The sequence below is a fragment of the Exiguobacterium sp. PFWT01 genome, from assembly GCF_018255795.1.
Taxonomy (GTDB): domain Bacteria; phylum Bacillota; class Bacilli; order Exiguobacteriales; family Exiguobacteriaceae; genus Exiguobacterium.
In genome coordinates this window covers 425,285-447,452 of sequence record NZ_CP073755.1, presented here as the reverse complement: position 1 = coordinate 447,452, position 22,168 = coordinate 425,285, and the positions used below count along the sequence as shown (strand labels likewise).

General features: G+C 46.5%; 20 protein-coding genes. 5 read left to right on the top strand and 15 right to left on the bottom strand.

The genetic code is table 11. The features are described 5' to 3' along the window. Positions 1-4: 4 nt before the first annotated feature. The 3 genes from KD909_RS02485 to KD909_RS02475 all read right to left on the bottom strand — a co-directional run bounded on the left by KD909_RS02485 (position 5) and on the right by KD909_RS02475 (position 3,149). On the bottom strand, positions 5-829 hold the full coding sequence (locus KD909_RS02485; RefSeq protein WP_214694430.1) for a carbohydrate ABC transporter permease: 825 nt from the start codon (positions 827-829) through the stop codon (positions 5-7). A 12-nt stretch (positions 830-841) separates the two neighbouring features. Beyond that, positions 842-1,807 carry a carbohydrate ABC transporter permease gene (locus tag KD909_RS02480; RefSeq protein ID WP_211782261.1) on the bottom strand — a complete coding sequence of 322 codons (966 nt, stop codon included), beginning with the start codon at positions 1,805-1,807 and terminating at the stop codon, positions 842-844. 64 nt (positions 1,808-1,871) lie between these two features. Further along, complete coding sequence (locus KD909_RS02475) at positions 1,872-3,149, bottom strand: ABC transporter substrate-binding protein (RefSeq protein WP_211782260.1); 1,278 nt, start codon at positions 3,147-3,149, stop codon at positions 1,872-1,874. A 227-nt stretch (positions 3,150-3,376) separates the two neighbouring features. On the opposite strand from KD909_RS02475, the gene KD909_RS02470 reads away from it, so the two are divergent. After that, the gene (locus KD909_RS02470) at positions 3,377-4,393 is read left to right on the top strand and encodes a LacI family DNA-binding transcriptional regulator (RefSeq protein ID WP_211782259.1); all 1,017 of its coding nucleotides are present in this window, start codon (positions 3,377-3,379) and stop codon (positions 4,391-4,393) included. Here the strand turns inward: KD909_RS02470 and KD909_RS02465 are convergent, their stop codons facing one another. After that, complete coding sequence (locus tag KD909_RS02465; protein WP_211782258.1) at positions 4,394-5,107, bottom strand: DUF1189 domain-containing protein; 714 nt, start codon at positions 5,105-5,107, stop codon at positions 4,394-4,396. A gap of 153 nt (positions 5,108-5,260) precedes the next feature. Between KD909_RS02465 and KD909_RS02460 the strand changes: the two genes are divergently transcribed. The 3 genes from KD909_RS02460 to KD909_RS02450 all read left to right on the top strand — a co-directional run bounded on the left by KD909_RS02460 (position 5,261) and on the right by KD909_RS02450 (position 10,114). Beyond that, positions 5,261-7,618 carry a glycoside hydrolase family 65 protein gene (locus KD909_RS02460; RefSeq protein WP_211782257.1) on the top strand — a complete coding sequence of 786 codons (2,358 nt, stop codon included), beginning with the start codon at positions 5,261-5,263 and terminating at the stop codon, positions 7,616-7,618. Continuing rightward, positions 7,615-8,901 carry a glycoside hydrolase family 32 protein gene (locus tag KD909_RS02455; protein ID WP_211782256.1) on the top strand — a complete coding sequence of 429 codons (1,287 nt, stop codon included), beginning with the start codon at positions 7,615-7,617 and terminating at the stop codon, positions 8,899-8,901. Before KD909_RS02460 ends, KD909_RS02455 begins: the two co-directional genes overlap by 4 nt. A gap of 127 nt (positions 8,902-9,028) precedes the next feature. Further along, on the top strand, positions 9,029-10,114 hold the full coding sequence (locus KD909_RS02450; RefSeq protein ID WP_211782255.1) for a GGDEF domain-containing protein: 1,086 nt from the start codon (positions 9,029-9,031) through the stop codon (positions 10,112-10,114). 38 nt (positions 10,115-10,152) lie between these two features. Here the strand turns inward: KD909_RS02450 and KD909_RS02445 are convergent, their stop codons facing one another. The 7 genes from KD909_RS02445 to KD909_RS02415 all read right to left on the bottom strand — a co-directional run bounded on the left by KD909_RS02445 (position 10,153) and on the right by KD909_RS02415 (position 17,218). Continuing rightward, positions 10,153-10,827 carry a glycerophosphodiester phosphodiesterase gene (locus KD909_RS02445; protein ID WP_211782254.1) on the bottom strand — a complete coding sequence of 225 codons (675 nt, stop codon included), beginning with the start codon at positions 10,825-10,827 and terminating at the stop codon, positions 10,153-10,155. Between the two features lies 1 nt (position 10,828). After that, on the bottom strand, positions 10,829-12,136 hold the full coding sequence (locus KD909_RS02440; protein WP_211782253.1) for an ABC transporter substrate-binding protein: 1,308 nt from the start codon (positions 12,134-12,136) through the stop codon (positions 10,829-10,831). 16 nt (positions 12,137-12,152) lie between these two features. After that, the gene (locus KD909_RS02435; RefSeq protein WP_211782252.1) at positions 12,153-12,962 is read right to left on the bottom strand and encodes a carbohydrate ABC transporter permease; all 810 of its coding nucleotides are present in this window, start codon (positions 12,960-12,962) and stop codon (positions 12,153-12,155) included. Then, entirely contained in the window at positions 12,959-13,864 is a 906-nt protein-coding gene (locus tag KD909_RS02430) for a carbohydrate ABC transporter permease (RefSeq protein WP_012727325.1), read from the bottom strand. Before KD909_RS02430 ends, KD909_RS02435 begins: the two co-directional genes overlap by 4 nt. Then, on the bottom strand, positions 13,861-14,952 hold the full coding sequence (locus KD909_RS02425; RefSeq protein WP_211782251.1) for an ABC transporter ATP-binding protein: 1,092 nt from the start codon (positions 14,950-14,952) through the stop codon (positions 13,861-13,863). The genes KD909_RS02430 and KD909_RS02425 overlap by 4 nt, the downstream gene beginning before the upstream one ends. Continuing rightward, positions 14,949-15,545 (bottom strand): glycerol-3-phosphate responsive antiterminator, encoded by a 597-nt coding sequence (locus tag KD909_RS02420; protein WP_211782250.1) that lies wholly within the window; start codon positions 15,543-15,545, stop codon positions 14,949-14,951. The genes KD909_RS02425 and KD909_RS02420 overlap by 4 nt, the downstream gene beginning before the upstream one ends. Before the next feature lie 191 nt (positions 15,546-15,736). Continuing rightward, positions 15,737-17,218 carry a cryptochrome/photolyase family protein gene (locus tag KD909_RS02415; protein ID WP_211782249.1) on the bottom strand — a complete coding sequence of 494 codons (1,482 nt, stop codon included), beginning with the start codon at positions 17,216-17,218 and terminating at the stop codon, positions 15,737-15,739. A gap of 64 nt (positions 17,219-17,282) precedes the next feature. Here KD909_RS02415 and KD909_RS02410 point away from each other — a divergent pair, with 64 nt between their 5' ends. After that, positions 17,283-17,912: a class I SAM-dependent methyltransferase gene (locus KD909_RS02410; RefSeq protein ID WP_211782248.1), complete on the top strand. Its 630-nt coding sequence runs from the start codon at positions 17,283-17,285 to the stop codon at positions 17,910-17,912. 108 nt (positions 17,913-18,020) lie between these two features. Here the strand turns inward: KD909_RS02410 and KD909_RS02405 are convergent, their stop codons facing one another. From KD909_RS02405 to KD909_RS02390, 4 genes are all read right to left on the bottom strand, one after another. After that, complete coding sequence (locus tag KD909_RS02405) at positions 18,021-18,959, bottom strand: sensor domain-containing diguanylate cyclase (RefSeq protein WP_211782247.1); 939 nt, start codon at positions 18,957-18,959, stop codon at positions 18,021-18,023. A 137-nt stretch (positions 18,960-19,096) separates the two neighbouring features. Next, complete coding sequence (locus KD909_RS02400; protein ID WP_211782246.1) at positions 19,097-19,792, bottom strand: N-acetylmannosamine-6-phosphate 2-epimerase; 696 nt, start codon at positions 19,790-19,792, stop codon at positions 19,097-19,099. Between the two features lie 5 nt (positions 19,793-19,797). After that, positions 19,798-20,601, bottom strand: a complete 804-nt coding sequence (locus KD909_RS02395) for a MurR/RpiR family transcriptional regulator (protein ID WP_012727332.1) — start codon at positions 20,599-20,601, stop codon at positions 19,798-19,800. A gap of 23 nt (positions 20,602-20,624) precedes the next feature. Further along, positions 20,625-22,163, bottom strand: coding sequence for a maltose/glucose-specific PTS transporter subunit IIC (locus tag KD909_RS02390; RefSeq protein WP_159562958.1), 1,539 nt, complete (start codon positions 22,161-22,163; stop codon positions 20,625-20,627). Positions 22,164-22,168: the final 5 nt, after the last annotated feature.

Genomic DNA, 22,168 nt, shown 5'->3' with positions numbered 1-22,168 from the left:
CTCCTTATTTATCTCCACCAATTCGTAAACCTTGCATGAAGTACTTATTCAGCATGATGTACAAAATGATGATTGGAATGATACTGACGACAGAAGCCGCCATGATGTAGTTCCACTGCGTGGCATTCTGACTTTGAAATGACTGAAGCCCGAGCGTAAGCGTATACTTTTCGGGTGATGTGATGTAAAGAAGCGGTTTTAAGAACTCGTTCCAGAACCCAAGGAACACGAAGACGGCCTGTGTTGCAACCGATGCACGCGCCATCGGGAAGACAATACGCCAAAACGTTTGGAATCGATTTAGTCCGTCTACTTGTGCAGCTTCTTCTACTTCACGTGGGAAGTTGATAAAGAACTGTCTCATCAAGAAGATGTAGGAGAAGTTGATGGCTCCGGGAATGATCAACGCAGAGTATGTGTCGAGAATTCCAAGCGAACGCATGATTAAGTAGTTCGGAATGAGTAAGATTTGTCCCGGTACCATCATGACAGCCAAGATCAACAGGAATAAATAGTTACGTCCCGGAAAGCGAAGACGCGCAAGCGAATAACCAGCCATTGTGTTAAAAATGACGTTCACAATGGTTCCTAGTGTTGCAATTAAAAAGGAGTTCATAATCCAACGTGGAAAAAGCGGATCTTCCGTAAAGATATGTTCAAAGTTTGCGAGCGTTGGATTCTCTGGCCAAAGTGTAAGTCCCCCAGCTACAATCTCGCTATACGGTTTGAACGATGCGAGCACTGCCCATAGGAATGGATACAGTGTGACGAGCGCGTAAGAGACGAGGATGACATACATGACAATACGCGGCCATTTTTTCTTTTTCACATCCATTCCTCCTTAATAGTTCGATTCTTCTTTATTCAACTTACGAGCAATCATCGAAACCGTGAAGATGATGATTGTCAAAATAATTGCCAGTGCTGACGCATATCCCATCGTTCCAATGGTCTTAAACGCATACTGATAAATGATGAGCGAGAATGTAAGTGTGGCGTTGTTCGGCCCACCGGTTCCACCTGAGATGATATATGCTTGGTCAAATAATTGGAAACAACCGATGATGCCCATCAACAGGACATAGTTCGTTACAGGCGTAAGGTTTGGAACTGTAATTTTCATCAGTTTTTGCCACGCATTTGCCCCATCAAGTGAAGCCGCCTCGTAAAGCGAAGACGGGATATCCTGTAGCCCTGCTAAATAGATTGTCATGAAGAATGGGACAGTAGACCAAATATTCATGACCATTATGGTCGTGAGGGCAAAGTCGGTCTCGTTGATGAAGTTGACTGGTGCATCTAACAATCCCAAACTGACGAGAACATTGTTGATTGGTCCATTTAAACTGAACAAAAACATGAAAATCATGGTGAGTGCTGAACTTGAAGTCAGCGTCGGTAAGAAATAAATGGTCCGGAATGTATTTTGAAAACGAATCCCGGAATTTAAGACAGCCGCCATGAGAAGTGCAATTGCCGTTTGAATCGGTACAACAAAAAGAGCATAACGGAACGTATTTTTTAAAGCCGTCCAGACCCGATCATCATTCCATGCGTTGATGTAATTTTCAAAGCCAACCCATTGGAAATCGATGCCGCCGAACAAATTCACGCGTGTAAATGATAAGAAAAGTGAATACGCAATCGGAAGCAACGTGAACGTCACTAAAATGATGATTGTCGGCAGCATAAATGTCATGCCTTGTACAGCTTCACGGCGATCACGTTCACTACCTTTCTTTTTTTTAGGTGATGGTGCCTGTGACGCTGTATCCGTACGCCGGTTGATTTCGAGCTGTGTGCCCATATAATCGATCCTTCCTTCCCGAACAAAACGAGGCCCGCGCGATTACGCGAGCCCAATTGTTTCTTTACTTCAATTGCGTCTCGATATCTTTATTCGCAGTTTCTTCTGCTTTTTTCATCGCTTCTTCGAGTGTCATATCACCTTTCAAAGCAGCAGGTAACAAGTTGTTGTATTCACGAGCAACAATTGAAAGAGAATCGCCTTTTTGCCAAGGTGTCGCATAAGCTCCGGCCGCAACGAACGGTGCTTTCAATTCATCATCTTGAAGATTAAGTTCTTCGGCGATTGATTTGAGGGACGGGAGAACACCCGCTCCTTCAGACCAAATCTTCATCCCGTCTTTCGAAGTCGCGTAATTGATAAATTCCCAACCTGCCGCTTTTTCTTCCGAATCGCTATTGAGCGAATAAGAGACTGTGAACATCATCGAACCACTGTTGCCGTCAATTGTAGGAACTTCTTTCGTCCCCATTTCAACGTTCGGGAAGTTTTGTTCGATATGCGAGATTGCCCAGTTACCTTCAATCATGATTGCCGCTTTTTCAGCTCCAAATGAATCGCCTGCCCATCCTTGCCCTAAATCAGCAGGTCGTTGAACGAGTTTATCTTGATAGGCATCCACAAGTGGTTGCAATGCTTTGATTTGATCCTGTTGTGACAATACCGCCATTCCATTTTCATCAACGATATCCGTTCCACCTGATTGTAAGACGAACATATGACGCGCGAGTTCAGATGTGGTAATTGCTGGTGTCACACCAGATGGGAGCTTTTCTTGTAATTCTCCCAAAAATTCAGGAAGCTGCCCCATCTCTGTCGGGATATCATCTGCTGTGAAACCAGCATCTTCAATCAACTTTTTGTTGTAGTAAAGTCCGAGAGTGGAATAATCTTTTGGAAGACCGAATAATTGATCGTCAGATTTAAAAGCATTAATGGCTGGTTCATAAAAGTCGCCTAAATCTTTTTCTGCTTGTTCGATATATTGATCAAGTGGTTCGAGTACACCTTGTTTAGAAAGTTCAGGTGCTAAAAAAGCATCTACATAAAACACATCTGGTGCCGTTCCGCCGACGAGGTCAGTTTGGAGCTGTGTTTGATAATCATTGTAGACTTTCTTTTTAACTTTGATTCCAGTCTCTTCAGTGAAAGCTGCTAACAATTCATCGAATGCTTTTACTTCAGCATCTGTTCCTTTCCATGTCCCTACCGTGATTTCTTTACCTTCAAGTTCAGATGGATCTGAAGCAACTTGCGCCTCCTCTTCACCACCACAAGCTGCAGTAAAGACAAGTCCTGATAGCATAACAATCGATAATGGCTTAGATACTTTTTTATTCATCAATCAATTCCTCCTTAAGTGTAATGTCGACCAAATTAAAGTAACCGCTTTCAACTCACAACTAGATTTTATACCCGAAACGTTTCGGAAATCAAGAACTTTTTTAAATCCCTTCGAAAATGCTTTTAATTCAAGGTTTACAAGATATTCATATACAGACTAAACTAGATGTACCTATAAACTTTACTTAATTTACTCACAACGTTTTCATAAAGGAGTATTGTATGATGGCCACATTAAAAGACGTTTCTAAAGCATCCGGTTTTTCCATCACAACTGTATCTCGAGCCTTAAACGGCTACGATGATGTAAACAAAGAGACACGGGACAAGATTTTAAATGTCGCTAAAGAACTTGGTTATAGCCCGAACATTTTGGCACGCAGTTTGGTCAAAAAGCAATCCAAGACAATCGGCTTTCTCGTCACTGATTTAAAACGCGAGAGTATTAAAGATAACTTTATGTTCGAGACTTTATGCGGTGTATCAGATGAATTGTCTGACCTTGATTACGAGTTCGTTCTTTTATCGACTACGACCTCAAAGCAAAAAAATAAAACGTACAGTCAAATGTGCGCAGAACGTCAACTAGACGGGGTTGTTATTCAAGGATTAAAACGAGACGACCCCTACTTACTCGAGGCAATCGAAAGCACAGTACCTTGCGTACTGGTCGACATTCCTGTCGAAGGGATCAATACAGGTTATGTGACCTCAAATCAGCTCGAGAGCGCTAAACAAGCCGTTCGTTATCTCATCCGACTCGGACACCGACATATTGCATTTATGAACGGTGCGCCACACGCCTATGTTTCGACTGTACGATATGATGCCTATCGACAAGTGCTACACGATCACGAAATCGACTTCCAAGAAGAATATGTGTTAAACGGAGATTTTGAAGAAATCGCCTCAAAAGATGCAGCACTTCCTTTTTTGTTGAATCACCCTGAAGTGACAGCGTTTTTCTGTGCATCCGATGTCATGGCACTTGGTGTTCTCCAGGCAACGAGAGAACTCGGCTTAAACGTTCCAGAAGATCTATCAATCATCGGATTTGACAATATCTTATTGTCTCAGTACGTATCCCCACCGTTAACCACTGTTGGACAACAACCTTATGAAATGGGGCGAAAAGCCGCATCGATGATTGTCAATATTGTAGAAGGTAAGGATGTGCCCCATGAAGCTTTCGTCAATAATCAGTTAATCCTGCGAGAATCGGTCACAAAAAATCGGCGATGATTAGTCATCGCCGATTTTTCGTATCGTCATAAATGCAAAGATACCGACAGTCGCCCAATATAAAACAGAGAGCATAGGCACATTGATTGGCAATAATTCAATAACTGAACGCACAATCAAAGGTGCTGTGATGCCATAAGCTGTAATGGTCCATGCCTCTTTATAACGAATCGGTACAAAGCGTCGAAACCCGAGACCTGCTAGAGCCAGAGGGGAAATTAACAGAAAATGCAAAACCAAATCAAACATAGTAGCCCCGTACACGTAAATGGGATAGAACCAGTTCAATTCTTTTAATAAAACGTCTAAATCACGTTCTGCCACGTCTGACCGTCCCACAAAATCAAGCAACGTCTGATAACTTTCCAAATCTGTTTCGACTCCGCTTCGCTTGAATGCCCAACCAGATTCCATAAGGACTAGCGTTTGGCGTACATCTGTTTTCTGTTCCTCTCCCACCATTACAGATAAATCGAGAACAGGAACATCAAACGCAAAAGACTGCTCATACCGAAGACCATCCTCCGTTATCTGAAATGAAGGCAAGTTTTCCTCATCCACCTCAGGTTGTCCCATCCATTTCACTCCATATACGAGTGCATTAGCGAATAGGACAGCAATCGCTACATAAAAAATTGATTTCCAAATTGATTGTGATCTCCACGTTTTCACTTTCTCAAATTGAAAGCCTAAACTAGCAATCATTTGTTCCATGTTAGTCCTCTTTTCTAAAACGTTTCTGCCACCATTTAATCACGTTCTTCAAACAATTGAAAGAAAATACAGCAAAATCGCTATTGAATATCCGAAACGTTTCGGATAGAATGGTGACGAATCAAGAAAGCGCTTTATCATACAGGAGGTTATATGGTGACGAATACATTGATGAACTATACGACTGGCAGAGAAGATCTACAGCATTGGCTCGTATCTGAAGACGGGTTTCGCCCGGAATGGCTCGGGAAAGGTGAATCGGTATTTTCTCTCGGAAATGGATACATGGGGTTACGTTCTGTCACAGAAGAACATTATGCGAATGAAACACGCAACTTGTTCGTGGCCGGGACATTCAATAAGTTCGCTGAGAATGAAGTGACAGAACTTCCGAATGCAGCAGACCTTTTATGGATGGAGTTCAAATTAGACGGTATCCGTTTTGATTTGACACAGGGAAATATCCTTTCTTATCGCCGTACGCTTAATTTGAAAGAAGCTGAACTCGTACGTAACATCACATGGCAAAGTCCGAATGGAAATGTTTACGACCTTACTTTCCGACGCTTCGTCTCAATGGATAATCTGCACGTAATTGCTCAACGAGTGACCATAACGCCGAAACAAAACAGTGTTCTCTCACTTACTTCAGGTATTAATGGACAAACGACAAACAGTGGTGTCCAGCACTTCTTAGAAGGGAACAAACGACTTTATGACGGACGTTTTATGCAACAGATTCAAACGACAACTGAATCTGGCATCGATTTTGTCTTCCATAGCGTCCATCGTTTTTACCAACATGAATCAATGAATCCGACATCCATTATCAAAATGGATCGCCGTCAAATTTTCTTTGACTATTCGGATATTGAGATTCCAGCGAATGAAGTATTTACGATTGAAAAATACTCGACCGTCTTCACTTCTCGTGATAAAGAGTTGAATGCTGTTTCCACAGAGGAACTCGCAAACCACGCGTTAAATGTGACACGAAACGTTGAATCAAAAGGATACGAGAACTTGTTCATTGAACATATTCAAGCATGGGATGAACTCGTATGGTCTCGTACACCAATCAATATTAAATCTAAGGAAATGTTTGATCAATTAGCCATCCGATTTGCTCAATACCATCTTGCTGTTATGACACCGAAACATGACAATCGCATGAACGTTGGAGCAAAAGGCTTGTCTGGAGAAGGATATAAGGGGCATACATTCTGGGACACAGAAATTTTTATCTTGCCTTACTACACATATACGAACCCAAAAATTGCTCGCAGTTTGCTCGAGTATCGCTATCTTTCACTACCTGGGGCACATCGGAAAGCCAAAGAGAATGGATACGATGGCGCGATGTTCCCATGGGAATCAGCATGGCTCGATGATGGTGAAGTCACGCCAGTCTGGGGTGCCGCAGACATCGTGACGGGCGAGGCGACCAAAATTTGGTCCGGTTTTATCGAACAACACATCACCTCAGATGTTGCTTTCGCTGCTTGGCAATATTACCACATCACCGGTGACCAAGAATTTATGGACCATTACGGTTATGAACTTTTGATTGATACAGCAAAATTCTGGGCGAGCCGACTCGAATGGAATGAGTCTAAAAATCGTTATGAAATCAATCAGGTCGTTGGACCAGATGAATATAAGGAACACGTCAATAATAACGCGTTTACGAATTATACAGCTCACTGGAATATTCAAAAGGCAATTGAGTATGTAGAACTGTTACGTATTGAAAAACCGAATCTGTTCGAGCAATTGAACGCTAAGCTTGATTTAGAAACAGCCGAAGCAAGATTCCGACATGTCCTTGACTTAATTTATTTGCCACAAGTGCGCGAAGACGGAGTATTGCCACAAGATGATACGTATTTGCAAAAACAAATCATCGATTTGAGCAAATACAAAAATCAAGAAAACGTTGGCTCCATGTTCTATGACTATAATCTAGAACAAGTCAACGAGATTCAAGTATCAAAACAAGCAGACGTGATGATTTTGATGTATTTGCTTGAAGATTTATTCTCAGCAGATGTCAAACGAGCAAACTGGGAATACTATGAACCGAAGACATTACATGACTCCTCGCTCTCCCTTTCAACTCATAGCGTCCTTGCATCTGATCTCGGTAACCGAGAACTTGCTTACAGTTTATTCCGTCGGGCCTCTGAAATTGATCTTGGACCAAACATGAAGACGTCTGATGCAGGTATTCATGCGGCTTCACTTGGTGGAATTTGGCAAGCTGTCGTAAACGGTTTTGGCGGTGTACGTATGACCAGTGGAAACTTACGAATTTCTCCAATGTTGCCAGAAGCTTGGGATGAACTCACTTTCTCAATCAATTGGAAAGGTGAAACGCTCGACATTTATGCATCACATGACAAAGTTGTGCTTACACGTCGTGCACCTTCAACTGAGCCACTCACTGTCGAAATTTATGGAGAAAAACAGACTATTACGGACACATTTACAAGTGAAGTGTTATCCGTATGACGTATCGTCCTATCTACCATTTCGCGCCACCTTTTGGTTGGATGAACGATCCTAATGGTCTTTGCCAGTTCAACGGTGTCTACCATCTGTTTTATCAGTATCATCCGTTTGGCGTAAATTGGGATAATATGCATTGGGGGCATGCCACCTCAACAGATTTAATCCGTTGGGAACATAAGCCGATTGCTCTACGTCCAGGAGATGATTACGATCGAGACGGTATTTTTTCAGGTAGTGCGTTAATCAAAGACGATATGCTTCATTTGTATTACACAGGCAACACGTGGTTAGATGAAAAGCGTGAAACGTTGCGTCAAGTTCAATGTCTTGCCACATCAATAGATGGATTATCGTTTCAAAAAAGTGTACACAATCCGCTCATATCGGAAATTCCCGAACATGGAAATGCCCATGTTCGGGATCCCAAAGTGTGGGCTGACAACGATAAATTCTATATGATTCTTGGTACACGTGATGAACTGAATGGAAAAATTGTGCTCTACGAATCAGATGATGCCCTTCACTGGAGAGAACAAGGCATCATGGCAGAGGGAACTGAGGAGCATGGATGGATGTGGGAATGTCCCGATCTTTTTACTCTGAATGGTCATGATGTATTGTTACTCTCTCCACAAGGAATGGAACCAACAGGAGATCGCTATCACAACCTACATCAATGCGGTTATTTTATAGGTAAGTTCGATGTAACTACAACACAGTTCACACATGGTTCGTTCTCCGAGTTAGATTATGGTCATGACTTTTACGCTGCTCAAACCTTTCTCGATGATCAAGGTAGACGAATTTTGATTGCTTGGAACGCGATGTGGGAACAAGATTGGCCGGAGCAACGAGAAGGCTGGACGAACCAGATGACCATACCACGTGAATTAAACATAAGGAATAATCGGCTCTGGATGACTCCAATTGAAGAAATGAAATGGTTACGTCAATGCTCCTTCCCTCTCAAATCACCTTTTTTCTCAGGAAAAGCGTTTGAGCTTGAGTTTGACGTGGAAGGAGAATTTCAGTTCAGTTGTTTTCAAGGTACCGCTAGCCTTTCCTTCGCTAAAAGCTATATCCAACTTGTTCGAAACGAAACAGAACGAAGGATTCAGGCTAACTGTGAACGAGTTCGTCTATTCATCGATTCTTCTTCTATCGAAGTTTTCGTTAATGATGGAGAGTATGTCTTTTCTAGTCGCATCTATCCAACCAATCACACCTTACAACATCACCTCACTGGAAACATTTCAAATATTATGTACCATTCCTTTGAGTAAGTATATTGAAGCAGGTCCGAAATCAGTCCGGATCTGCTTTTTTGCATATTATGAAGCATTTTATAATTGACATTATTTTGAAGACTGCTACCGTTAATGTATAGTCTACCGAAAAGGTCGTGAAGGAATGACGCTCACCGTTTTGTTGCTCAATGCTTGTGTCGCATTCACCGGATTCTATATCATCTCAAAGATTTATCATTCTTCGCTTTTTAATTCGTACCGTCTTCGTAGTTCTGTGATTGGACTACTTGCCGGTGCACTCGGTCTGTTTTTGATGTATAACGCCGTAGAAGCCAACGATATGGTCCGTGTAGATTTGCGTCACTTACCGCTCGTGTTGCTTGCTTTTTATGGTGCTCGTTTTCCTTTATTCATTGCAACACTCTTCATCGCCAGTACACGATTCTTGTTCGGAATGACCGAGCAGGCCGTGATTGCATTTATCGCGACGTTCATCGTCAGCATCGGGATGCTCTGGATTCATCGGCTGCTTCGGGAGCGACTCTTCTTACAGAGTATCTTTTTGAACGTATGGGCGCTTTTTATTATTTCGATTGCCGTCTATATCAATATGGGTTGGAGCACAGCCTATGTATCCCTCGTCTTGTCCATTTGGATGATTGGCATGCTCGTCGGTCTACTCTCGAGCATCCTCACCATCGACCTTGAACAAACGACCCGCCGTGCCATCGAGTACAAACAGTCGTCTGAACGAGACCATTTGACCGGTCTATATAATCGACGTGTGTGGGATCGATATACGGCTTCCATCGGTCAAGAGAATCGGACGTACAATGTACTCGCGCTCGATATCGATCATTTTAAACATGTGAACGATACATATGGTCACGGAAACGGTGATCTCGTCTTACAACAGTTCGCCAACATCTTAAAAGTCGAGACGCGTGCCCATGACACTGTCGCACGAATTGGTGGCGAAGAATTTGTTATTTTGATGTATGACTTGACACCAGAGAAGGTAGACAAAGTGGCCAACCGAATACGGGAACGGATTGCTGCTGAACTATTCCATTTGAACGATTTTCCACCGATTCAAATCACGACGTCCGTCGGAGTCGCACACGGAACCTCGCTTCCCATCAAACGGATGGTAGATCTCGCTGATTCGGCGCTTTATCAAGCGAAAAACGAAGGGCGCAATCAAGTTGTCGTCTCGACCTATGACACACCACAACCGATTATGACATGAACGAACCCCGCTCCAAGTGGAAGCGGGGTTTGTTCTACTCATTTCGTAAACCGTTCAACCTCATCTGTCATGATGGCCGAAACCGCGATCGGGGGTAGGTCCTTCACGTCGTTAATCGTATAGAGACGTGTCTCTAGTGTCGTACGACGCATCTGTTCCCAAGCAGTTGACCCAATAAATGCAGGCTGTGCGTGAATCGCCTCGGCCCGAATCGTTTCAGCGAACGAGACGGTATCCGACTCACCCGTGAGTGTTAACACCGCAAGTCGGGCGACATGTGCCACATCCCGCATGCGGACGAGTGTTTCACGATTGAACGAAGAGAACACGACACGGTCACCGAGTTCAAACTCGTCAACAGCAAGCCAAACGAGACGTTCAATCCCTGGATACGCATATTGATCCGTCTTCAATTCGATGTTCAGGGTGACGTTGCTCCGTTCAATCAGTCCGAGCACTTCTTCTAATGTCGGAATGCGTTCATAGCCGTCAATCTTCAACTGACGCAACTCCTGAAGCGTCATGTCTTTCACCCATCCCGTTCCATTCGTCGTCCGGTCGACGGTCTCGTCATGAATGACGACGAGACGCCCGTCCTTTGATACCTGTACGTCCAGCTCGATCCCATCCACATAGGGAAGAGCTGCCTCGAACGCGGACAATGTATTTTCCGGGTAATTGGCGCTATAGCCGCGATGTGCGTAAATCAACATGTCACTGCTCCAAGGTGGAAGTCGTCTCATCAGCCGCACGTTTCAATGCCTCTTCGACTGACACCCCTTGATACAAACTTTCCATCGCATTGACGACACTTTGACGTGATTGCGGGAACGTCGAGATGAGCGCTCCTTGTGTCGCCGGTGATGGTTTCGTCTCACTGAGTTGGTCGACCGTCACTTTCAGTTGTGGATATTTCGCCCACATTTCTTTTACAATCGGCTCGTTGTACGCTTCTGGATTGATGGCGAAGTAGCCTGTGTCGACATGCCACTGCGCTTGCGCTTCCGTCGAAGCGACATACTTCATGAACTCCCATGCGCCTTCTTTCGTCTCTTCGGCAATGCCGTCACCCATCCAGAGCGATGCCCCGCCGATGACGACGCCTTGGCGCTCCGCTTCATTCGGTACCGGTAAGTACGATGCGCCGATTTCAAAGTCCGCATTGTCTGCGACCGTACGGATTCCTGCTGACGAATCAAGGTACATGGCAACTTTTCCAGATTGGAATGCCGCACGCATATCGTCCCAGTTTTGACCGACGTTTAAGAACGTCTTCTCATCGTACATTTCTTTGATGAGATTGAACGCGTTCTGTCCTTCTTCGCCATCGAACACGGCTTTCGTCGGGTCTCCACTTCGTCCATTGTCATTGTCGACATACAATCCACCTTGCGCAGCCACGAGCTGTTCAAAGAACCAACCATAGTTGAGCATCGTGAAGCCGGTCTGACCGTCCGTCGTCAACTTCTTTGCCGCCTCTTTCAACTCGTCATATGTGCGCGGTGCTTTCTCCGGGTCGAGCCCTGCTTTCTCAAACGCTTCCTTGTTGTAGATGAGGACCGGTGTCGATGAGTTGAACGGCATCGAGTATTGTTTCCCATCGACTTGGTAATAACTCAAGATGTTCTCTTCCCATACGCTCGTGTCAAACTTCTCTTTGTCGATGAACTCCTGAACGGGTGTAATTTTGTTCGAGTCGATCATGTATTTCGTCCCGACTTCGAACGTCTGCATGATGGCGGGCGCGTCTTCCGAACCGGCGACCGCATTGAATTTTGTCAACGCTTCCTCATATGTTCCTTGGAAGACCGGTTTGACTTCATAGTCGTCTTGCGAAGCGTTAAACGCATCGACTTGAGTGTTTAACGCCGTCTCCAAGTCCCCGCTCATCGCATGCCAAAAGACAACCTCTGTCTTTCCGTCTTCTGTCGTCGCCGCGACGGGTGCCGCTTCTTCACTGCCACATGCCCCGAGTAATAACACCGAACTTGCCAACCCTGCGAATAATCCTAACTTTTTCATTTGTCATATCCCCCTATTATTTGATAGCGCCTTGCGTCAAACCTTCTTGCAAGTGCTTTTGTCCTGCGAACAACAATACAAGTGTCGGAATGATAATCAAGATGACTGCCGCCATGACGACGCCCCAATCCGAGGCGACTTCGTTCGACTGCATCTGTTTGATGCCGATTTGGACCGTTCGCGCCTGTTCCGTGTTCGTGACGAGAAGCGGCCATAAGTACATATTCCAAGTCGTCAAAAAGCTATACACCGACAATGTAACGAGTGGTGTCTTCGAGACCGGCAAGACGACGTTCCAAAAGAACCGAAAGCGACTGATCCCAGCAATTTGGGACGCCTCATACATTTCGTACGGAATCGTTTTGAACTGTTGCCGAAGTAAGAACGTCCCGAACGCGAGTGCGAAGAACGGCACAGACAGTCCCCACACGCTATTCAGCCAACCGAGCGACTGAATCGTCAAAAAGTTCGGTACCATTGTCGCTTCCCATGGCACCATCATCGTCGCCAGGAAGAGCATGAAGATGAGCCCTTTTCCTTTAAAGTCGATAAAGACGAATGCGAATGCCGCGAGACTCGACAAGACGACCTGTCCGACCATCACGAGAAGCGCGACGACCAAACTGTTGAGCAGATACGTCATCATCGGGATACGCTCGAACGCGGCTACATAGTTTTCCAATGAAGGTTCACGTGGAAGGAGATGTCCCTGGAGCACTTCCTTCCCGTCCATCAGACTGATCGAAAACGCATAGGCGATTGGAAACAGCATGACGACGGCACTCAGGATGAGTAAGACATAGACGCCTATATTCCGTAATCTCATTGGTAATGCACCTTCCTTTCGACCAGTTTGAACTGGAGCCACGTCAACAGAAGGACGGCGATGAATAAGAGCACGGCCTGGGCGCTGGCACTGCCGACGTTGTAGTTGATGAACGCATCTTTGTAGATGGCATAGACAATGACATTCGTCGCATTCGTCGGTCCACCTTTCGTCAATAAATCAATCTGTCCAAACGTCTGGAAAGCGTTGATGAGCGAGATGATCCCGACAAAGAAAAGTGTCGGCGACAACATCGGGATGGTGATGGCCCGAAGTTGCGTCCAATAACTCGTCCCGGCAATGTCCGCGCTCTCATATAACGTCCGATCGATGTTTTGCAGACCGCCGAGTAAAATCAAGAACGTAAAGCCGATGTTCATCCAAACGGTCGCAAGTGACACGGAAAGGAGCGCATATTGTGGATCGAGGAGCCACTGTACACCACTTGCCCCCACTGCCTCGAGGAACCGGTTGAAGATACCGATTGACGGATTGTACATGAACATCCAAATGACCGATGACGCCGCGACGCTCATCCCCATGGTCGCCGAGAACGCCGTCCGAAAAATACCGATCCCTTTCAGTTTCTCATTGGCGAGGAGTGCGAGACCGAGCGCAATCAAAATCGTGAGCGGGACCGTCAAGAGGACGAATCCGACTGTCGCCTGAATGCTTTGCCAAAACGCGGCGCTCGTGAACAGCGTGCTGTAATGACCGACTCCGACAAATTCGAGCGGCGTTCCTTGTGTGTCGGTCCGGAAAAAGCTTAAATAGATTGTTCGCAACAGCGGATAGACGAGAAAGACACCGAACAAGATGATGGACGGAGACAAGTACAACAATCCGCTCGCTGCGTCAGATAGCCGCGTCCGAACTTTCTCTCTCGGTAAGGCGACTGTCATTGAAACACCTCCAACGCCTCAAACAGTTTCGGTTGTCGTGGCTCGATGCGCTGCCCGTTCGTATCAAATAGCGACATCTGTTTCGGATCCACATAACACGCCACTTTTTCGCCGACCGTGAGCGGCCATTGTCCCGGCCACTTTGCCAACCACTCGTTCCCTCCGACGTCAAAGGCGAGAATCGTCTCGGTCCCGAGCACTTCAATGTTTTTCAGTTCTGCGTAAAATGTCACATCTTCGTCCGCCGGCTTGATTTGCTCAGGACGGACACCGAGTGTCGCCTGCGACGTTTCCGTCAGTGCGTTTGGATGGAACAACCGCCCGTCTGAGGCCATCCAGCCTTTTTCTTGTCGTGTCACGTCGACGAGATTCATCGGAGGTGACCCGATGAAGGAAGCGACGAACGTATTCGCCGGTTTGTTATATAAGTCGAGCGGCTTTCCGACTTGTTGCACTTCCCCCTCATTGAGGAGCATGATGCGGTCCGCCATCGTCATCGCCTCGACTTGGTCGTGAGTGACATAAATCATCGTCAGTCCGAGTTTTCGCTGTAACTGGCGAATCTCTGAACGCATTTTTGCCCGTAGCTTCGCATCTAAGTTCGAGAGCGGCTCATCCATCAGGCAAATCGGTGCCTCGGTCACGATGGCCCGTGCTAAAGCAACACGCTGTCTCTGACCACCGGAGAGTTCGCGCGGTTTCCGTTTTAAGTAATCGGTGAGTCCGAGTGTCTCCGCCGCCTGTAGGCAGCGCTCCCGCTGTTCAAGCTTCGTCAGTCCTTTCGTATGTAGACCGAATGTGATATTCTTCTCTACCGTCATATGTGGGTAGAGCGCATAGTTTTGAAACACCATTGACAAGTGACGCTCACTCGGCTTCATCCCGTTTGCCGCCACCCCGTCGATGCGAAGCGTTCCGCTTGTGATGGATTCGAGCCCAGCAATCATCCGAAGCATCGTACTTTTCCCACAGCCGGACGGACCGACCAGTGCGAAGAACTCCCCTGCTTCAATCGTCACGTCGATGCCTCGAATGACTTCCGTCTCCCCGAATGATTTCTCCAATTGTTGTAGTTGTATCGATTTCATGCTAATTCCTCCTTCTGACTTTGCACGTGCCAAAGTCGTTCATCCCCGGTCGACACGGCGAATGCCCCATGATCGAGGGCGCGATGCACGTCAATCGGTTGACGAATCATGCCACCTGTCACAATCGGAAAGGAGACTTCCCGAGAAATCTTCTCGACGACGCTCGGAATCAGCCCCGGCATGAGTTCAATCGCATCCGGTTGTTGAGCCTCAGCGAGTTTGAGTCCGCTCGTGACCGCGTCCGAGTCGACGAGAAAGAGTCGTTGTACCGTCAACAGTCCCGCTCGCTTTGCATGCTGGAGCACGGACGCTTTCGTCGTGACAACCCCGTCGGCACCGACACGTTTGGCGAGGTAATCGATCCCGTCCCGGTCGAGGCTGATGCCATTGATTCGCTCAGCGTGGAGGAAGACCGTTCGATTCTCTCGCTTCAAGTGCGCCACATAGCGGTCGAGTGTACTGAGCGTTCCCATCATGAGAAACGTCGTCGTCACATCTGTCCGTAAAAACGCCTCGATTTGTTTTGGACTTTTGATGGAGGCAATCATCCGTTCTTGTCCGATTCGTGCAATCGCTTCATTCACTTGAATCATCCTTTCTTGAAAAAAGGACCAACAGAAACGACACGTCATCGACGTACGGGCTTCTGTTGGTCTCTCAAAGGTTCTACCGGTAACTATTCACTTGGAGTGAGGGGGTCTCACAGCTCCTATCGTAACGAACGATTGTAAAGACACGATAAAGGAATCGCAAAGTTTCATGAAGAGAACGTAAAAAAACCGATTCATGAGGAATCGGTCAACGTCTGTTCGGCTTTCGCTAAGATATCGGATTTCACATCATCATCCCGTCCTTGCCAATTGCGGACCATCATCTTCATCCGCTGGTTTTTCGAGAATCGTTCTTCGTGACGATCGATGAACCGCCAATAGAGGGCGTTGAACGGACAGGCGTCATCTTCTGTCGTATGTTTCGGGTTATATGGGCAATCCCGACAGTAGTCACTCATCCGGTCGATATATTTTCCGGAAGCGACATACGGTTTTGTGGCGAGCTTTCCACCGTCCGCATGAAGGGCCATCCCGAGAACGTTCGGTAAGACGACCCAGTCATAGGCATCGATATACATCTCGTTGAACCAGTCGCTCGTCTGTTGCGGTGAAATCTCGAACAATGTCGCATAGTTTCCGAGCACCATCAGTCGCTGGATATGATGATTGTGGGCATGGGCGACGACCGGTTTCAAACTTTGATGCAGACAGTTCAAATCCGTCTTCGCATCCCAGAAGAAGGACGGTAAGTCGCGTTCATGCTTGAACGTGTTCACGTCTTCATAACCGGGCATGACCGCGAGATAGACGGCGCGCATGTATTCCCGCCAACCGAGGATTTGCCGGACGAATCCTTCAATCGACGATAGCGGTGCATCCGCCTGACATGCCGCATCAACGACTTCTCGCGGTGTCAGTAGACCGATATTGATGGCAGCCGACAACAGGCTGTGTGACATCTCCGGTTCATCCGTCATCATCGCATCTTGATACGGACCGAACGTTTCAAGTCGTTCTTCTACGAACCGTTTTAGCGCACGTCTCGCCTCGGTATGTGTGACCGGCCAATGGAACGGAGTCACCTCCCCCGGATGTTCTGAGAACGTCGACTCGACTTTTTCGATAACGTCCTTCGTGATTGAATCCGGACGAAAATGAACGGCCGATGGAAACGATAGTCCTTCTTTCGGCGGTTTTCGGTTATCCGCATCAAACGACCATTTCCCACCACGTGGCTTCCCATCTTCGAGCAAGACATCGAATCGCTTCCGCATGTGACGATAAAAACGATCCATTCGCCACGGCTCATTCCCTAGCGTCTCGGTCGCTTCCTCTTTTGATAAGTAGAAAAGCGGGACATCCGTATGTTCGATCAGTTTATGCTTCTTCCCAAATTGTTTCAGTTTTTTCGCCATCGGTTCATCCGTGACGGCGGTGACATGAATTTCGTCCGGATTGTACTGTTTCACATGATTGTCCCATGCCTCTTGGAACGAATCCGCCTCATGATAATCCACGGTGTATCCTTTATCGCGCAATTCTTCAGCAAAGTGTCGCATCGCAGAGAAGATGAGGACGAGCTTTTGTTTATGGTACGGACGCCACGTCGCGCGCGACGTCGCCTCAATCATGACGATGACATCATCTTCTTTCATATCCTTCAGCATCGCAAGCTCGTGCGAGAGTTGGTTGCCGAGTATCCAAAATGAACGCATGTTGTTGACTCCTTTGTCTCATCAATATGCTACAATCGAGCTACTTTCAAAGTGAGGTGACAGTATGCTCCCACAAGTGTTCAAAAACTGGGTGGACAGTCAGTATGAAAATCCACGCGGCCCTGTCGGAAAATATATCGGGGAAAAGATGGTGCGCCAACACCGAATTGAAGTCAAATGGACGATTGAACAGTTACATATTCAATCCGGTACATCGATTTTAGAGCTCGGGTGCGGGGCTGGTGATGCGATGGCGACCATCCTTCAACGACATCCTGACGTACATGTCATGGGTCTCGACCGATCTAAAACAATCATCGATTCAGCAAGACAGCGCAATCAGGCTTCGATTCATACAAAGCGGGCCAACTTGATCCAAGGAGATTTGCATCAACTTGAGATGACGGACGCATCCATCGATCACGTGTTCAGCATTCACACACTATATTTCTGGAGAGATGTCACGACCGTTCTGTCTGAAATCGAACGCGTCTTGAAACCGAATGGCACATTTGTCATCACCTATTGTGACGGGAAAGGTGAGATCGAATGGAACGACATCTCCGATATGATTCGGAATCAATTTATCCCCGCAGCGGTGAGTCTCGGATTCAAGGACGTATCGGTACAACGTGGACCGGACTCCCGTGATTATCATACGGTCGCCGTTACGGGATGGAAACCGAACTCTTAATCACTACCCGTTTTTCATTCGATCCTTTCACGCCAATCGGTTCGTTGGTGCTGAATGCGAAAACAGAAGGCTAAACCAATCGTAATCCATCGGTTTAGCCTTCTGACGTTATTTATAAAACTTGTACGTGTTCTTCCCGCTCGATTTAGATTGATACAGTGCAATGTCTGCCTCTTTCAATAATCGACCGAGGTCCGCCTGTTCGTCGGAATCATATTGAGCGATGCCGATGCTCGCTGATAACGGGAGATGGTCGTCCCATTCTTTCAATACATACAAAATCTGTTCAGCATACCCAATGACAGTCTCTTTGGATAACGCATGTGCGATTTTAATAAGGAATTCATCCCCACCTAAACGATACACTCTCGAATCAGGTATCGGCTCCATCAAACGTCTCAGACGAAGCGCCACTTCTTTCAAGACAAGGTCCCCTTCATCATGACCGAATGTGTCATTCACCCATTTGAACCCATCTAAATCAATTAAAAACAGTGCCCCACCTTGATTCGGATTCGTCTCAAAATAGTTAGACAAGTAATGTCGGTTATAAAGATCCGTCAATTCATCTCGTGAGGCACGACGTTCAAGTTCTAAATAATAACTGAACATACGAACCACGCGCTTCAACAAGCGGACACTTTTTGAATCGTACTGGGCGCTTTTATGATTGGCGACACAGAGCGTACCGAAGATATCCCCGTTCTTCGTCAGAATCGGGATCCCCAAATACGACTTGATGTTCACTTCGCGCAATAATGACTGAAGTCGCGTCGATTCAATCTGTGATTCAATATCTTCATACATCAAAACTTCTCGTTGATTGAAATCGATTCGATTACATACCGTATCCTTCAAATCAAAGGACATGCCTTCTTCAAGTAGGATAGGAGAATCTTGTGAGGACAGTTTGAGTATATGTTGGGTGTCATTCTCAATCGACGTGAGATAGACTAGTTTATCTGGTACTATTTCTTTTGCTAACTCAATCAAGTCAATCGCTAGCTCATCGAAATTCCGATACATTTGAAACTCATATGAGTGCATATGGCACCTCCACGCTAAAAATCATCCACACTCATTATATCGAACAGTTTGGTCTTTCCCTGTACCGATATATAAAAAATACCTCACGACGTCCATCGCGTCGTGAGGTATTGAATAGCGTCCTGATTGATTCATTCTTACAGCGGACTCTTCACACTCGAAGTGAGCGCTGCATCGAATCGTGCCGTGATTTGATGCGGACGGGTGATGGCTCCCCCTACAACGACCGCGTGCGTTCCTAAATCCATACAACGCTTTGCCATCTCAGGTGTCAAAATATTCCCCTCGGCCACGACCGGCTGTGTCACGTGGTCTAACACATCTTTTAAAAACTTGAAATCATCATGGTAGAGAAAAGATCCTTTCGTTTCGTCTGTATATCCATGCAAAGTTGTCGAGATATAGTCGAAACCAAGGCGATCCGCCTCAATGCAGTCCTCGAGGGTCGCGCAATCAGCCATCAACAATTGATTCGGATAAATCGAGCGGATAGCGTGAACCAGTTCTTGGAGTGACAGGTTTCCCGGACGAGGACGCTTTGTCGCGTCGAGCGCGATGACGTCCACACCGACTTCCATCAATTCCTCGATTTCTTTCATGGTCGCTGTGATGAACACGTCACTATCTTCATAGTCACGTTTGACGATACCAATAATCGGAACAGTCACGTGTTTTTTTATTTCTTGAATATCCCTCGCTGAATTGGCTCGAATTCCTTTGGCGCCACCTTGAACGGCCGCAATAGCCATCCGTCCCATAATGAATTCACTATGGAGCGGTTCACCTTCTAAAGCCTGGCACGAAACAATCAATCCAGTCGGTAACGTTATCATAATAGTTATTCACTTCTTTCTTTTAAACGATCAAGCGCTTTAAGTGTTTGTAGATAATGCGCTTTTAATGCTTCATTCGTCTCCATCAATGTCTTCGTCACCGCGTCGGCTGTGAAGAGAAGTGGGAGTTGTGTATTAATCAAGAATGCCTCACCGGAGGCACCGGCAGTCAACAACCGATAGTCGACAAGTTCAGCAAGTGGTGAATGTTGATAACCGACGAATGCAACTGTCGTACACCCCGACTCTTTCGCGAGTTGCATCGCCTGGACGACTTCTCGACTTTCTCCACTATTCGAAAAGGCAATGACTACGTCTTCTGACGTGACAATCGATGCGTCCATGACCATGCTGTGACTGTCGAAAGCGGTAGTCGCCAACAATCCCATCCGTCTCAATCTGTATTCCATTTCCTGTGCCACTAGTCCGGCGTTGCCTAATCCGTATAAGTGAACGGATCGGCTCGATGTAATCTCTTTACAAATCGCAAGTAGTTCATCCTGATCAATTAAATGAGCGGTCGTCTGAATCAATTCAATATATGACCGCTGCATCGGTTCGAGCGAAGTCGTTTGGGGCAAATTCGTTTCCGTCAACGTCTTTTGCATCATGAGCTTCAGTGAACTATAACTTCCCACTCCGATTTTTTTGCAAAACCGCGTGATTGTCCCTGGTGAAGTCGCAATCGCATTTGCTAAATCGGTAATGTTCATTTCGATTGCCTCATTCATGTTCGCCATCAGATAATCCGCAATCTTTTTCTCACTGCCCGTCATTTCTGAATACACGTGTTTTATTTGCTCCCACACGGTTCTTCCCTCCAACACATTCGTTATTCGCCCCGGCCTAACGCCTCTTGGACTTCATTCTTAATAATTGTAACAGAAGGACCGTAGATTACTTGAATTCCATTCCCTTTTTGAACCACCCCGTGAGCGCCCGTCTCTTTCAACAAGTCTTCACGGACATGTTGATTGTCGTTGACGGTGACGCGGAGGCGTGTCGCGCAGCAGTCGACCGTCTCAATATTGTCGTCGCCACCTAGTGCCGCAATGATGGCTGACGTACGATCCGACGCCGCAACGTCTGCTGTTTTTACTGTCTCATCTGATCGTCCAGGTGTCATGAAATTGAACTTTGTGATGAGGAAACGGAACGTTACGTAGTAGAGCAAGAACCAGAAGGCACCGATGACCGGTACGAGCATCCAGTTCGTCTTGTCATTCCCTTGTAAGACCCCGAATAGGATAAAATCAATGAACCCACCAGAGAATGTTTGACCAATCGTAATCTCAAAGATGTGAGCCATCATAAAAGCAAGTCCATCAAAGATAGCATGTACTAGATAGAGGACCGGCGCGACAAACAAGAATGCGAATTCGAGTGGCTCTGTGATTCCCGTCAAGAATGAGGTGAGTGCTGCCGAGAATAAGAGCCCGAATACGACTTTCTTTTGCTCCGGCTTTGCACAGTGATACATGGCAAGCGCCGCACCGAGAAGACCAAACATCATCGTGATGAATCGACCCGACATAAATCGTGCTGTTCCTTCATAGAATTGTGTCGTGTTCGGATCGGCCAACTGCGCGAAGAAAATCTTTTGTGTTCCTTCAATCAATGTTCCGTCAATGACCATCGAGCCCCCGAGCCCAGTGGTCCAAAACGGAATGTAGAAGATATGGTGCAATCCAAATGGTCCAAGCATCCGAAGGACGAACCCATAAATGAATGTTCCGATATATCCTGTTTTTTCAACGAGACCACCTAACGAGAAAATCCCGTTCTGCACCGTCGGCCAGATGAAGTAGAGCCCAATCCCTACACCAATCGCAACGAATGACGTGATGATTGGGACAAAACGTGATCCGCTGAAGAACCCGAGGAACTGTGGAAGAACTTGCTTGTTGTAGCGGTTATGCAAGAGCGCCGTGACAATCCCAATCAAGATCCCACCGAACACACCAGTTTCAAGCGTTTGAATTCCGAGCGCCATCCCTTGACCGGCACTCGCTAAGTTCGTTTCCATCAACTCTCCAGTAATCTGAAGCATTGCGTTGATGGTCGCATTCATAATCAAATACCCAAGCATCGCCGCCAATCCGGCCGTTCCTTTATCAGACTTTGCGAGTCCGACAGCGACACCGATGGCAAACAACACAGCCAAGTTCGCGAATACAATCGAACCGGCAGCCGCCATGATGGTGAATAGATGTTGCAACCAATCGATATCGAGGAACGGGTACGCTTGCACCGTATTCGGGTTAGACAAGGCGCCCCCAATCCCTAACAGTAGTCCGGCGGCCGGTAAGACAGCAATCGGCAACATGAACGATTTCCCGAATTGTTGCGCTCGTTCAAAAAGACGTGACATGAATA

Coding starts and splice junctions, on each gene's coding strand:
- KD909_RS02480 (WP_211782261.1), bottom strand. CDS start 1,807: ATGGGCACACAGCTCGAAATCAACCGGCGTACGGATACAGCGTCACAG.
- KD909_RS02410 (WP_211782248.1), top strand. CDS start 17,283: ATGCTCCCACAAGTGTTCAAAAACTGGGTGGACAGTCAGTATGAAAAT.
- KD909_RS02475 (WP_211782260.1), bottom strand. CDS start 3,149: ATGAATAAAAAAGTATCTAAGCCATTATCGATTGTTATGCTATCAGGA.
- KD909_RS02465 (WP_211782258.1), bottom strand. CDS start 5,107: ATGGAACAAATGATTGCTAGTTTAGGCTTTCAATTTGAGAAAGTGAAA.
- KD909_RS02405 (WP_211782247.1), bottom strand. CDS start 18,959: ATGCACTCATATGAGTTTCAAATGTATCGGAATTTCGATGAGCTAGCG.
- KD909_RS02455 (WP_211782256.1), top strand. CDS start 7,615: ATGACGTATCGTCCTATCTACCATTTCGCGCCACCTTTTGGTTGGATG.
- KD909_RS02450 (WP_211782255.1), top strand. CDS start 9,029: ATGACGCTCACCGTTTTGTTGCTCAATGCTTGTGTCGCATTCACCGGA.
- KD909_RS02440 (WP_211782253.1), bottom strand. CDS start 12,136: ATGAAAAAGTTAGGATTATTCGCAGGGTTGGCAAGTTCGGTGTTATTA.
- KD909_RS02445 (WP_211782254.1), bottom strand. CDS start 10,827: ATGTTGATTTACGCACATCGCGGCTATAGCGCCAATTACCCGGAAAAT.
- KD909_RS02470 (WP_211782259.1), top strand. CDS start 3,377: ATGGCCACATTAAAAGACGTTTCTAAAGCATCCGGTTTTTCCATCACA.
- KD909_RS02430 (WP_012727325.1), bottom strand. CDS start 13,864: ATGACAGTCGCCTTACCGAGAGAGAAAGTTCGGACGCGGCTATCTGAC.
- KD909_RS02460 (WP_211782257.1), top strand. CDS start 5,261: ATGGTGACGAATACATTGATGAACTATACGACTGGCAGAGAAGATCTA.
- KD909_RS02425 (WP_211782251.1), bottom strand. CDS start 14,952: ATGAAATCGATACAACTACAACAATTGGAGAAATCATTCGGGGAGACG.
- KD909_RS02400 (WP_211782246.1), bottom strand. CDS start 19,792: ATGATAACGTTACCGACTGGATTGATTGTTTCGTGCCAGGCTTTAGAA.
- KD909_RS02415 (WP_211782249.1), bottom strand. CDS start 17,218: ATGCGTTCATTTTGGATACTCGGCAACCAACTCTCGCACGAGCTTGCG.
- KD909_RS02420 (WP_211782250.1), bottom strand. CDS start 15,545: ATGATTCAAGTGAATGAAGCGATTGCACGAATCGGACAAGAACGGATG.
- KD909_RS02390 (WP_159562958.1), bottom strand. CDS start 22,163: ATGTCACGTCTTTTTGAACGAGCGCAACAATTCGGGAAATCGTTCATG.
- KD909_RS02435 (WP_211782252.1), bottom strand. CDS start 12,962: ATGAGATTACGGAATATAGGCGTCTATGTCTTACTCATCCTGAGTGCC.